12 protein-coding genes are annotated in these 12,783 nt (G+C 60.3%); all 12 read right to left on the reverse strand.

Going from position 1 to position 12,783, the window contains the following annotated elements; all coding sequences use genetic code 11:
* Positions 1 to 18: 18 nt before the first annotated feature.
* Positions 19 to 1,380 carry a M16 family metallopeptidase gene (locus tag DPM35_RS29690; protein WP_181592221.1) on the reverse strand — a complete coding sequence of 454 codons (1,362 nt, stop codon included), beginning with the start codon at positions 1,378 to 1,380 and terminating at the stop codon, positions 19 to 21.
* A gap of 706 nt (positions 1,381 to 2,086) precedes the next feature.
* Positions 2,087 to 2,329 carry a hypothetical protein gene (locus DPM35_RS33390; RefSeq protein ID WP_425373428.1) on the reverse strand — a complete coding sequence of 81 codons (243 nt, stop codon included), beginning with the start codon at positions 2,327 to 2,329 and terminating at the stop codon, positions 2,087 to 2,089.
* Entirely contained in the window at positions 2,227 to 2,580 is a 354-nt protein-coding gene (locus tag DPM35_RS33395) for a cytochrome c peroxidase (protein WP_425373432.1), read from the reverse strand. Before DPM35_RS33395 ends, DPM35_RS33390 begins: the two co-directional genes overlap by 103 nt.
* Before the next feature lie 312 nt (positions 2,581 to 2,892).
* Entirely contained in the window at positions 2,893 to 3,444 is a 552-nt protein-coding gene (locus DPM35_RS29705) for a nitrogen fixation protein NifQ (protein WP_245431706.1), read from the reverse strand.
* A 782-nt stretch (positions 3,445 to 4,226) separates the two neighbouring features.
* Positions 4,227 to 4,667 (reverse strand): Ros/MucR family transcriptional regulator, encoded by a 441-nt coding sequence (locus DPM35_RS29710; RefSeq protein ID WP_112131052.1) that lies wholly within the window; start codon positions 4,665 to 4,667, stop codon positions 4,227 to 4,229.
* 444 nt (positions 4,668 to 5,111) lie between these two features.
* Positions 5,112 to 5,675, reverse strand: a complete 564-nt coding sequence (locus tag DPM35_RS33190; RefSeq protein ID WP_112131053.1) for a cold-shock protein — start codon at positions 5,673 to 5,675, stop codon at positions 5,112 to 5,114.
* 822 nt (positions 5,676 to 6,497) lie between these two features.
* The gene (locus DPM35_RS29720; RefSeq protein WP_112131054.1) at positions 6,498 to 7,139 is read right to left on the reverse strand and encodes a nitrogen fixation protein NifQ; all 642 of its coding nucleotides are present in this window, start codon (positions 7,137 to 7,139) and stop codon (positions 6,498 to 6,500) included.
* Positions 7,139 to 8,191, reverse strand: coding sequence for an LLM class flavin-dependent oxidoreductase (locus tag DPM35_RS29725; protein WP_112131055.1), 1,053 nt, complete (start codon positions 8,189 to 8,191; stop codon positions 7,139 to 7,141). The genes DPM35_RS29720 and DPM35_RS29725 overlap by 1 nt, the downstream gene beginning before the upstream one ends.
* Before the next feature lie 303 nt (positions 8,192 to 8,494).
* Positions 8,495 to 10,096 (reverse strand): SDR family oxidoreductase, encoded by a 1,602-nt coding sequence (locus tag DPM35_RS29730; protein ID WP_112131056.1) that lies wholly within the window; start codon positions 10,094 to 10,096, stop codon positions 8,495 to 8,497.
* 310 nt (positions 10,097 to 10,406) lie between these two features.
* The gene (locus DPM35_RS29735) at positions 10,407 to 11,048 is read right to left on the reverse strand and encodes a nuclear transport factor 2 family protein (protein ID WP_112131057.1); all 642 of its coding nucleotides are present in this window, start codon (positions 11,046 to 11,048) and stop codon (positions 10,407 to 10,409) included.
* Positions 11,049 to 11,205: 157 nt separating this feature from the next.
* Positions 11,206 to 11,451, reverse strand: a complete 246-nt coding sequence (locus DPM35_RS29740; RefSeq protein WP_112131058.1) for a ferredoxin — start codon at positions 11,449 to 11,451, stop codon at positions 11,206 to 11,208.
* A 44-nt stretch (positions 11,452 to 11,495) separates the two neighbouring features.
* Positions 11,496 to 12,713, reverse strand: coding sequence for a cytochrome P450 (locus DPM35_RS29745; protein ID WP_112131059.1), 1,218 nt, complete (start codon positions 12,711 to 12,713; stop codon positions 11,496 to 11,498).
* Positions 12,714 to 12,783: the final 70 nt, after the last annotated feature.

Consider the following 12,783-nt stretch of genomic DNA (forward strand, 5'->3'; position numbering starts at 1 on the left):
TGGGAACCAGGGTCATCTTCATTGCTCCACCTGTTGCTGCGGCAGGAGATAGCCGGTCGTTGAACGGTCGAGCGCGAGGTAGCGGGCGGCGGCCGCCTTGACCTCTTCCGCCGTGACCTTGCGAATGCGATCGGGCCGTTCCTCGATGTCCTTCACGTTGCCGCCGGTGGCGAGCGTGGAGCCATACATGCTGGCCATGTCGTCCTGCTTGTCACGGAGGAAGATCATTGAGCGGACATAGCGGGTCTTGGCCCGCTCCAGTTCGTTTTCGGTCACGCCGTCCTTGACGATGCGGCCGATCTCGGCATCGACCGCCGCCTCGACATCGGCAAGCTTGGCATCGCCACGCGGCGAGCCATAGACGGTGAAGTTGGTGGCATCGAGCATGGTGCTCTGGAAAAACGCGCTGGCCTCGGAGGCGATGCCCTGCTTCACCACCAGTTGCTGATAGAGGCGGCTGCGGTTTCCCCCGCCCAGGATCTCGGCCAGCAGATCAAGCGCCTCGGCCTCGCCGGGCTTGGCGGTGTGATAGGAGGGCACGACCCATTGCGTCGAAAAGCTCGGCACCGATACGCGCGCGTCGGTCAGCGTCACGGTGCGCTTGGTGTTCTGCTGCGGCTCGACCGGTCGGATGCGCGGCCGCAGATCCGGACCGCGCGCGACCTTGCCGTAGGTGCGCTCGGCCATCGCCTTGACGGCATCGGGATCCACGTCGCCCGCCACCACGAGCACCGCGTTGTTCGGCCGGTAGTAGCTGTCGTAGAAAGCCTCGGCGTCGGTTCGGTTGAGCTGTTCCATCTCCTGAATCCAGCCGATCACCGGAATGCGGTAGGGCTGGTTTTGCCAGAGCGTGGCGTCAACCTCCTCGTCGAGCACCGCCTGCGGATTGCTGTCGATGCGCGAGCGGCGCTCCTCAAGGATCACGTCGCGCTCGGTCTTGATGACATCATCGGTCAGGATCAGGTTGCGCATGCGATCGGCCTCGAAGCCCATCATCTGTTCGAGAGCCGAGGGCGGCACCGTCTCATGGAAGGCGGTGTAGTCGTAGGAGGTGAAGGCGTTGTTGGAGCCGCCGATCTCGGACACCGCACGGTCGAACTCGCCGGCGGCGTGGTTGGCGGTCGCCTTGAACATCAGATGCTCGAAGAAATGCGCGATGCCGGATTTGCCGGGCGGCTCGTCGGCGCTGCCGATCTTGTACCAGACCATATGCGTGACGATCGGGGCGCGGTGGTCGGGAATGACCACCACTTCCATGCCGTTGTCGAGCAGGAAGTTGGCCGCCGAAAAATCAGGAGCTGACTCGAGGGCGGCCAGCGCCGGTCCAGCTAAGGCAGCCGCGGTCGCGAGCAAGCCTATGCGCAGGGCTTGAAGTATCATCAACAGCTCCGGTTTTCATGCTTTAAAGGAGAGGCGGTCAACTGAAGTTGGTCAGTTGCCGATGTCAGCTGGGACCATTGCACCGCGCGCTACGCCGGACGCCAGCGGGGGGAGGCGCTCACGCCTCGGCGCTGGCAAGCACCCGGCGCCAGCCGCCGATCACCCTGCGCCATCACAGGCATGGAAACGGGCCTCGACTTGCAGAAGTAGTTTGGCGACGTTAGGCCGGCGGTGCTGGCAAGTCCGGCAAGCGTGGCCATGATAGGTGTCTTCCTCCGCCTTGGCGCGTTTGCGTCTAACTCAGCATGTTCCGTGCCAACGAGCAGAACCGTTCGAAAAAAGGCGATGGCGCAATTTGTAGGATGTCAGGTATTCGACAGTTGTTTGATATAAGACAATGTCGAATGTGCTCGATCGGGCCGGCTTGAACGCTGAATCCAGCAACCGCGCCCGCAGACTTTACGGTCACGGCTTCGGCCGGGGTCATCCAGCTTCCGTGTACCTCGATGGTCCCGTCGTCACGCGGCAGCAACTCCCAGCCGGACCTTTCGATCACCCCAAGAAGGAGCGTACACGCCCGCACTGCCATTGATGCTTGTGCCAAGACGAGCATCCGCTGTCGCGCAAGCCTGAGCCCCTCCTTCTGTTCGATGGCGAGCGCGTTTCCGTCACCCTGGAGACACCTGTCGAAGGGAGCTAGGCGTAATCACCGTGGCGTCGAACGCTGCGATAGCTCTGGCGAGGTTGTCATATCTGATGGGATCGATTTCATCAGGAAGGCTTTGCCGAAGGCATCAACGTACCCGGGAATGCCTTTGAGCTCTTCGACGGCGTGCCCAGGAGTGGTCACCATCTCCATAGAGTCAGAAATCGGCTGCCGGCCTGCTTGCTCAGATCCGCTGCCCGGCCATCCCAAAACTGAGCGACATTGAACGCTTGCGTTGGACAAGGTCGGCGCATTGCGACCGTCGTGCTGACAATTATGCCCGATGGAGGTGAAGCTGCCATCGGCGCCAGCGCGGCCGATTTGACGGCAGGGTTGCAGCTGATTTTGCGAGCTTGCGAGAGCCGCGGCTCAAAATAGAGCATCTTGCCCAACTCGAGCTTCTCTGAGGCCGCCGGGTTGCCGTTCAGGTCAGCAGTGCGTTTGAGAACTGGCTGAACAGCGATCCCGCAACATCCAGCAGATTGCCTGTCCATGGCTGTGGAGGCGGCGACAGCATGTGAATGCAGCACATGGAGACGCCGCTCCCGCCGCCAAGCTGAACAAGGGGGCAGGAAATGTATTCACGATGGCGATCGGCGCCCCCCTGTTCTGCGCAACTTTCAAGGGACTCACGACGAAATACCGCGGCGCCGGCACCGCGCACTCGAGGCCGGAGTTGAAAGCCATGCCTGACTTACGGGCATGCCCCGAGACGAGCGTGTTTAAGGATCTGAAGACCAGCTTTGCCCTGATGAGAACTGCTATCAGTTCACATCAGGGCCGTTCACAATGCGCATGAGGTCCCATCACCTCTTCCCGGCAGGCGAGGTCGCTGTAGGGCCGCCAGGCGCTCTGGAGTTGAAACATCTCGGGCCTTGCAGACCCTTCGATAAACATGATTTTTTCAATCCAATGTTCTCGGCGCTCGAGACCAACGTCGGAAAATGAATTGCCAGCAAACGGCTGAGTTCGTCACGGTCGAAGAGGCCGAGATCTTGCCAGAGACAGTGGGTGCGCATGGCGCGATGCGCAATGATTTTGGCGAACGAAGCGCTCACGGGGTCGCACGGCCGGGCATGGGCCAAGAGCAGGTCGCGAAGCTGTTGTTCCTCCACGTTCGGCTCCGGGTCGGCCGCCCTTGCCAAGGCAAAAGCGGAGATGTTGATGTGGGGGAAACCGTAGGTCAGCATTTCCCTCAGCTCGGCGCGCGAAAGGCCCGTTGCTTCGGTTGCAGTTCCCGTGCCTGCGTCGATCTCGTCGAGCGCTCGTAGGAGGATGCAGGAAAGCGCATGCTGGTCGAAGCGGGTCAGGCGCCTGCGTCGCTTGACCGAGAACATCGAACCAGATGAAAAGCACACTGGGGCTATCCCGGTTGAGCCCTCGGGCCTCTTAAGGCGAATCTCAGGCTGACCAAAGATTGAGCCTCGTGCCAGTCGTAACATCATTTTTCCTCCATCGTGATTTGCGAGCGGACCGTCGCGTGTTGGCGGCGATCTCATCGAATGGAGAGCAACAAAGATCATGCCAATCCAGGCAGGCAGAGATCTTCTACCAATTTTCGGCGGTTACGCTCGACGAGCAAGTCTGGATCGAGCTACAGTTGTCGCCACTCCCACAAAATCAACAGCGGAAAATCCCGTGCTTGGTATCTTCGCAAGCATTCCTGGTCACGGCGGGACGGGTGTCGATCGGTGAGGCTCGTCGAAACTCCAAGCCGGCTGGGCCTGCGGAGTACATTGACGTGCGGCGGGGGACGGGAGCCGCGGCTACCGCCTCCGGCTTTGGAGAAGTCCTCCCGGGACGATTTTATCGTGAGATCCGTCCACAAGACCGAAGTGGTCTTCGAAGCGGCGCAGACCTTCCAGGAGTCCTGGCGATAGAATGCACGGCCAAGCGGGCCCCAGTGGATCTGGCCCCGCAGCGCAGGAAGCTGGTCAGCCGCTGTGACGCGACCGCCCGTGATTGCACAAGACCAGCCGGCAATCACTGCAGCCGTAGCACAACTGCTACCAAGGATCGCCGGTGGTCTTATTGCTGAGCGAGTTCGCTTCGGATGTGCGCAGGGGCTATTGAGCGCCCCGCAGATTGGCAGGTCAATTCCACCGTATGGCGCGTCGACCTGCGTAAGGCATTGCACCCACTAGCGAGATCTGCGCGGTCCTGACTTTCTTTCGGCAGTCTTGTGGCCGAGGCCGCTCGACTTCGCCAGCGCCGACCGTTGGGCCGCATAGTTCGGCGCAACCATGGGGTAGTCGGGCTTCAACCCCCATTTCTCGCGGTATTCATTGGGCGACAGCCCATAGTGGACGTTGAGATGCCGCTTGAGCGACTTGAATTTCTTACCGTCCTCTAGGCAGATGATGTACTCGGGAAACACCGATCGCTTCGGATTGACAGCAGGCGCTTGCGCTGGCGTCTCTGGCTCGACTGGCTGCCCAATATTCGACAATGACGAATTCACGCTTGCGATCAGCTCTGGCAGTGACGCGGGGGGAACCGCATTCTTGCTGACATAGGCAGATACAATATCTGCCGTAAGTTCAATCAACAGGCCTCGGCTATCTGCGTTGTTCTCGGGCATTCAATTACTCCTATTGCGTGACAATGCCGGTGTCTCTTTTACCGGCTTTGTCGAGGAAGACCAGCATGATCTGCCTGTACCGGACTCAGTCCACCATTTCCGCTATCGCAACCAGAAGATCCACGGAGGCTTGAATGGTCTGATAAACGTGCATTCTGCGGCAGCCGAGCAGTTTCATGATTCCTGCCGGACCGAGACCTTTCGGCAAGCGGCGACATGTCGATCTCTGTCAAGGCACTGTTTGCTCAGGTTAGGCTCGGTTGACTTGCTCTGTGCAGTTGCGCCGTCATCCCAGATGTAACCTCAATGTGAGCGATGGCAATGGACCGTGAGCGCGGTGTGCCCATAGCCCCTCGTCGAAAGATTAGATTCGAGCAGGCCTTGTTGATGTGCTTATGCGCAGCGAATGGCTCACCATTGCGCATTGAAAGAAAAGGCTGGTCGTCAGGCAACTACGCGAATGTTTTGGACCTCCAGCCCTTTCTTGCCCTGCGCGCACTCGATAACAACCTTTTGGCCCTCCACGAGCTCGCTCACTCCACAGCGGGCCAACGTTGAGGCATGGACGAATACGTCCTTTCCGCCGGTTTCAGGAGCAACGAAGCCAAAGCCTTTCTCGGCATTGTACCATTTGACGGTGCCGGCGCTCTCCGGCGCGGACGTCAAAGTGTGGGCCGTCTCCTGCGCGATCTCCAGGACTTGAGCGACCTGATGACCTTTTCGCGTCTCTTCCAAGGTGACCTTGAGCCGCGCTCCCTCTGGGACACTGCGCCTTCCAGCCGCTTCCAACGCCCGAATATGCAGGTAGGCGTCCCTTCCGTCCGAGATTTTGACAAAGCCAAACCCCTTGCTTGCATCGAACCACTTGACCTCTGCCTCTACCGGCTTTGCGATCGCAGCTGGTGTCTGCTGGAAGAAGCTCGGCACCAAGGCCTCTTCTGGAAAAGGAAACGGGCCGTCGTCATCTCGACGCCGACGTGGCTTGCGGTGATCCTTATATCTGCTCATGTCATCTCAAGGTAAGGGAACGGTGCTGGTCACCAAAAGGTTGGCACGGATGGGCGCTCGCTTCAGTCAGGCTTCAGTCGCAAGTGTCAGCTCTTCAAAAGCGCCATCCCTTTTTGATCAGCGGCAAGTATTAGAATTGTCAGCCGTGTTGCAGCAGGACGCAGTTCAATCAACCATGCTCGGCAAAGGGCTCTCATTTGTTTCTGGCCTCGCTTTCTAACCACTGCATGTCCCTCTTTGCAATATCGCAGACGCGTCGTCACGGCGCTTCTGTTCCGGGACCCGTCCGCCATAGTTGAGATACGATCCGCTCGGTTTTTGGGAGTTGCCGCTCTTCGTGCGACCGCATCGTTGCCACAGTCCTCCCTCACCCCAGTCAAGCCTGTCTGCGGCCAGGCGCGTCATTGTTCTTCTGAAGCACTGCTTCTTCGCCTGATCGTTTGCTCCGACTTATCATCTGACTTGTTCCGAGCGCTTCGTTGATGCATCACCCAGAGCAGCAGGGTCTCTGTCGCGCTGATCGGCTCGGTGACGAGAAATCCTATCGCAGGAGCCCTTCCCAACCGCTTCGCCGGTTCGGACGCCTTTGTCAGCAGTGACAAGGCGCAGGGTCCTCTTGCGCGAGAGCCCCGGTCCTGGTGGCCTGCTGTTCGCTCAAGATTCGAATCCTGCCTCTAAAAAGAGCCTCGAGCCGGCCGACATCGAGCGCCGACCAGGATTAGGCGATACACATTCCCTCCTCAGGCGCAACGACGCCAGGCAAAGCGGCCGGGAGGGCCGATGGCGGTCATGGATGTCCGGCTCGGACCTCCACGAAAACTGCTAATCAAAAGCGATCCGGTTGTTGATCCGTGCGAGGCGACTTTCTCCTTCCTCCGGGCCGAAGCAGCTTTGGAAATCATTGCATTCGTGGCAACTCGGCGCGGCACATAGCGAGAAGCCTTCGGCCTCACAGAGCTTGCGGTAAAAGTACTTCTTCCATTTCATGTTATGGGTGTTGCCGGCCGCCAGCGCCGGGAAATGCGTGGCAAGCAGGCGGTTGAGCTCGGTTCGATCAAACAGGCCAAGGTCCTGCCATAGATGATGCTTTCGCATGGCGCGCCTGGCGATGATCTTGGCAAACCGGGCGCTTGTCGGGTCGCCCGGTAGCGCATGCGACAGGAGCAACTCGCGCAGAAGGTCTTCCTCCGCGTCCAACTCGGGCTCGGCCGCCTCTTCCAGGGCGAACCCGTCGACGGGAGCAGCAGGGAAGCTTTCGGCTAGAACCTGGTGTAGCTCGGCGCGCATAAGACCGGTTGCTTCCGTCACCGTAGCCTCGCCGGCTTCGAGTTCCTCAAGCGCACATGACAGCACGCAGGCAAGCACATGCCGGTCAAGCTCAAGCTTAATCCGCGCCGGCCGGTCAGTGCCGAGGCAACTATGGAAGTGAGCGAAGGTGCGCGCCATTCTCCTGGCTTGTGCCATCAAGCGCCCCCATGGGCTAACGATTTGCTGATTGCCGGGATGATCTTGTCTCCCCAGAGTTCGATCTGGCGCAGCATCGTTTTTTGGTCGAAATCTCCCAGTTGGGTCTGAATTGCGATCTGGTCTGGCTTCAAGGTCTCCATCTCTTCCAGCAGGCGATCGATCACGCGATTGACGCTGCCAACCGGCAGATTGTGGCGCATCGTCTCCAATGAAAGATCCTGCTGCGTCGCCGTTTCTTTAAGCAGATAGCCGTCCACGCTTTGCTGGCGACGCTGATGCAGTGCTTCAGAGAGCCGGCGCTGGAAGCGGGCGTTGTCAAGATAGCTATCGATTTCTGCCTCGTCGCCGCTGGCATAGCAGCAGCGTAGCAGAGATATCTTGGCGTCCGTGACGTTCTTGCCTTCGGCAGCCGCAGCCTTCTCGATTGCTTCCCGCAATGCGCCCAAAGCCTCCAAGCCGTTATGGAATGCAGTGGCAAAGAGATTGTGCCCCTCACGGTAGGCCCGGGCCATTCGCGCTGTGCCGCCGGCGATCCAGATCGGCGGGGTCGGCTTCTGGACGGTGCGCACCGAAACCGACGTTGGTGGTATGTTCTGATACTGGCCGTCATGCTCGAAAATGTCTTGATTGAGTCCCTTCACAAGGATGTCCAAGCATTCCGAAAAGACCGCTGGTGCCTCATCGATATTGATCCCGAAGCGCTCGAATTCGAAGTGCTGGTACCCCGGGCCGACGCCGAGCTCGAGACGGCCATTCGCGAGGATATCGGCCAAGCCGATCTCGGAAAGCAGGCGCTGTGGCTGGTAGAGGGGCAGCACGCACACGGCGGTGCCGAGGCGAATGGTGCTGGTCACGCCAGCGCAATGCGCCACCATCATCAAGGGCGAGGGAATGAGGCTGTAATTGTTGAAGTGGTGCTCCGCGAACCACGCGGTAGCGAAGCCGGCCTGCTCAGAAACGATCACCTGTTCGATGGAGTTGCGGATAATCTCCTCGCAGGATTGGTGATAGCCACGCTGGGCGGCCAGGATGAAGGTCGCGAATTCCATGGGGTTCCCTAGTTTACAGAGTGAGTTGGCCGGCCAAGAGATGCGCTGGGTACGCACAAAAGGATCTAGCCGCGTCTCGATCTAGTCTCTGCCTTAGAACCGCTCGCCATTTGGCGTTCGCAGGCGCATGGAGCGGTTGGAACTTATTTTCGGCCGAGATGAGGAGAATGGAGGCTTTCACTGTCGTCGAGGATGACGTGTTCGGCCGTAGTATCGCGAGGGGTAGTGCAATCCGACCTTTGACCTTTGGACTTTCCTGGCCTTCGGTGAGCCGCAGCCGGGCTCCCGGCAAAAAGGCGACACTTAGCACGCGGCCTCCGCAAAATGCACGCTGTCGAGGTCGAAGGCGTTTCCCGCATCACCGAACGAAGTCCAGCCGCCGTCCACGTAAAGGATCGAGCCGCTGACGTAGGAAGCGGCGGACGAAGCCAGGTAGAACGCCGCGTCAGCAACGTCTTCCGGCTGTCCCATCCCGCCCATCGGGATGCGTTGTGTGATCGTCGTCATGTCAATGCATCCGACCTCCGCCGACTGGGCAACGTCAGCCGTGCAGATATAACCAGGAGCCAGCGTAGCCGTTCGAATGTCTACCGGCCCGAGCTCGGCCGCCAGGCATCGGGTCAAAATGTCCAGCCCAGCCTGGGAGGCACCGTAGGCATGGGCCGGCGCGAACGGCAGAAAGCTGCTGACCGAACCGACGTTGAGGATCACGCCGCCAGGGCGCATCGCCTTGATGGCCTCGCGCGCGCAGGTGAAGGCAGCGGTAAGGTTGACGTCCAAGACACGTTGGATGTGTTCCGGTGTCTGTTCAGTTCCCAACGCCAAAGTGCCGGCGGCACCGGCACCGTTGACGAGCACATCGATACATCCGAAGCGAGCCCGCAGCTCCTCCAATAGCGCCACCACCTCGCTTTCGACGGCCACGTCCACGCATTTGGCTGGGTTGTTGCCGCGGAGCCGCGCGGCGAGCTCTGCCGCTGCTGCGCCATCTTTGTCCGCAATCACAACGGTGTCGCCGTTTGCGGCAAAGCGGCGAACGATGGCCGGGCCAATGCCGTTTGCGGCACCGGTGACGAGCACGACTCGCGCCTTGGTGCGTTCGGCCGGACAACAGAGTTCAGCTTGGGGTACCCCATCCACCGGCGGGTGCGCATGCCCCGGTTGGTTGAATGAAGTCCAGCCGCCGTCGACCGCCAGCACCGCACCGGTGATATATCGCGCCTGGGTGCTGCTCAGAAAACGCACCGTGAGGGCGATCTCATCTGGGCGCGCCAGGCGACCCAGCGGCACGCGGCGGCGCACCGCCTGAAGGTCCACTTTGCCGGCGCATTCCAGTTCTGCGACCATTGGCGTGCGCACGTAGCCCGGCGCTACCGCCGTCACGCGGATACCGCGAGCGGCCCACTCGCATGCGAGCGACTTTGTCAGCGAGATCAGTCCCGCCTTCGAGGCGGCATAGGCATTGCGCTTGGGATTGCCGAGGATGCCCGCTATCGAAGCAACGTTGACGATGGCGCCGCCCGGCCGCATGCGTCTCGCCGCTTCACGGGCCATGAAAAACGGTCCGATAACGTTCACTGCCAGGGCGAGGCGGAAGGCGTCGACAGCAGTGTCGACGCTCGCAGCCATGGTGGGCCCAATCGCGGCGTTATTGATGAGGACACTGATTTGGGCGAACTGCGCCTCGATGCGATCGTAAAGCCTGAGGACCTCTTCCTCATGCGAGACGTCGCACTCGAAGCCCACATGCGGGTGGCCGAGATCACGCGCCAGCTCAACGACGCCGCTGCCAGGAAGGTCTACCGCAACCACGGTGTCGCCATCCATGGCGAGAACTTCAACCAGGGCACGTCCGATCCCGCCCACCGCACCGGTGATGATGACGATGCGCCCTGGCTGGCTCATGAGAACGTCTCTCGCGCTCCCTTCAGCGGATTCAGCTCGTCGATATTGACCGGCAAAATGGTGCACCGCGCTAAAGCAGCGCGCCGGGGCTGTGTCGCCAGCTGCAGACCCGAATTGACGATGCGACGGTCCAGGTTCTGGCTCGGCCGAAGCTGCTCAGCGACCAGCCAAGACAGGCCCTTGCCTCGACAATCGGGGCTGGCCGGCCCCGCAACTTCGTGCACACCAGCTATGTTCGCAGGATTGTGGGACAGAGCCGGCCGGTCACCGCCGTCGCCGGGGCAGACAGGCCGTCCCAATTGCTGCGCCGTCACCGGGCAGTCTTTCGCCGGGATCGCCGCGGCACGGCAAGATTGTCACGGTCTTCGGCCTCCACAGCCGATGCTTCTTCCTTGCCTGAAGCCCACGAAAAGCCATGGCGAGAAGGAATGTCATGCTTTGCGAGCGTGTAGACCGGGTCGTTCGGATACAGCGTTCCAATCGGCTGTCTCGGGCCGAACCGTTCTGCCTCAACGACCGCTGGTGGGACCTGCTCCTCGACCCAGTCGTAGACCACCGTCCTTTCGGCAATCCGCCACTCTCCTTGCCTCTTGTGAAGCAGATCGCAGTAGCGGCCGCACAGCAGCGTCTGGCGTAGGTCTCCGTCTTTGTCTGGTGCGCGTTGCAACGCAGTGAAATAGCTCTCGACCGCAGCCTCCGACGAACTGATGAATTCAATCAGGATATTGGTGATCTGGTGAATGTTTCGCGGTCCGGCCTCGAACAAGCCGAGAGCAAACCGGATGAAGCCCTCTGCCGGACCACAGTAGGAGCCGTGGTTGTCATGCGCGTCCGGCCAGTATGCGCTGCGAAGCGCCGCCTCATCGGCCCGGTCGATCCCGCGACAGTACCGATAGAGGCAGTCGCGGATCGCCTCGCGGTTCAGTATTTCGGTAATTTTTGTCTGATCCATCGGGTCTGCAGCAGCTTCTGTGATTGGAAGAATTTGTTTCGCGAGCCGGTCTTGGCGTTTGCGGCATCAGCGCAGATACTTTGATGCCGCAAAGGCCCTGCGGCGTCGAGCGGGGGGCTGAAGCCGGTCGCCCGCCGTTTCGCGCACATAGTCGCTTTCATGCTTGCGGACGCTTGGTGCAATGAGGTCTGTTTCGAACAGTGCTGCAGGAGTTGAGATCGAGTTCAAGGGCACGTTCGGGACAGGATCGCGCGCCTCGCGATGCAATCACTTCCTCCCCTTCTGCGACTTCGATGTGACCGGGCAGGATGTAACCGGCGTCATCAAGCTTGAAGATGTGTGGTGCGTGCGCCGCGCATCGCGCGTGACCCTGGCATTTGGAACTTTGGACGATGATGCGCATGGAGCTTACCTTCGTTGCTTTGCCTCGGCTCTGGCCGAGGCTGCTCAGGACCAGTCCAGGATCAGATTTTCGATCCCGAACACATGGCCCCCAAAGGTGATGGGTGCCGTACCTTTCTTGATCCGGAAGGCCGGGATGCGCGCCAGCCACTCCTCCAGCCCAATAATGATCTCGCGCCGGGCAAGATGTGAGCCAAGACAACGGTGGGGACCGAAGCCAAAGCTGGCGTGGCGGTTGTCCTGTCGCGTCAGATCAACCGTGTTGGGGCATTCGAATTCCGCTGGATCGCGATTGGCGATCATCGTGGCACAGGAAACATAATCTCCTTTGCGGATCGGCGCGCCTTCGAAATCGATATCTTTCATTGCCACTCGAATCAACTGAACGGTCGGAAATGCACGCAGCAATTCTTCGGCCGCGAGCACGATCCGATCTGGTTCGCAGCGCAGCAATGCCTGGTCCCTGAGGTTGCGTGCGAGATAGGCCAGGTCAAAGCCAATGGCTGCTGCGACGGTGTCTAGCCCGGCGACGAAAACAAGCACGCCGACCCCGCGCACTTCCTGTTTGGTAAGCCGGCGGCCCTCTACCTGTGCCTGCACGACGAAAGTCATGAAATCGTCAGCCAAGTCCTCGCGGCGCGCGGCTGCAAGTCCGTCAATGAACGAAACGATCACCTTGGCCGCGGCCGGTCGTTTCACATCGTCGCCGTGGAGAAGATCTCTCGCCCATCCGACAAATGTGTCAGCTCGATCCTCCGGCAGCCCTAGGAGATGAAGGAAGATGTGTACCGTGAATGGAAACGCGAAATCTTTCATGACGTCGCAGCTTGTGCCCGATGCGGCGATCCGATCTATGAGCCTGATTGCCCGCTCGCGGATAGACGGTTCCAATGTCGCCACCCGCTTTGGCGAAAACAGCGGATTGAGCAAGGCGCGAAAGGCGCCATGGGCGGGCGGATCGAGTTCAAGGGGGATCATGGGCCAGCTTTCGCCTAGCGCGGAGGCGAAGATACTGCGATGACTGGAGAAGGTTTCGGTGTCCTGCAGCACCCGGCGCTGATCGCTGGCGCGGGTGATCACCCACGTACCCCGGCCGTCACGCGTGTTGAAAGGCGAATAAAAGATCGGCGGGCCGGAATGGGCGCAAGCGACTGCTGCGTGGGGATCCCCGTTGGGAGTCGGTGACATGCCTGGCGAAGTGAACAGGCTGAAATCCCTCACCATTTCGGGCGGGACATGCTCCGGAATTGGATTTTTCGCCATTTGGCCTCTTCTCCTGAAGGTCAGGCCGTTCATGCGCTCGTTACGGTGCGCGGCCGCTCTGAAGGTCGAT

It is taken from the genome of Mesorhizobium atlanticum (assembly GCF_003289965.1).
GTDB classification, from domain to species: domain Bacteria; phylum Pseudomonadota; class Alphaproteobacteria; order Rhizobiales; family Rhizobiaceae; genus Mesorhizobium; species Mesorhizobium atlanticum.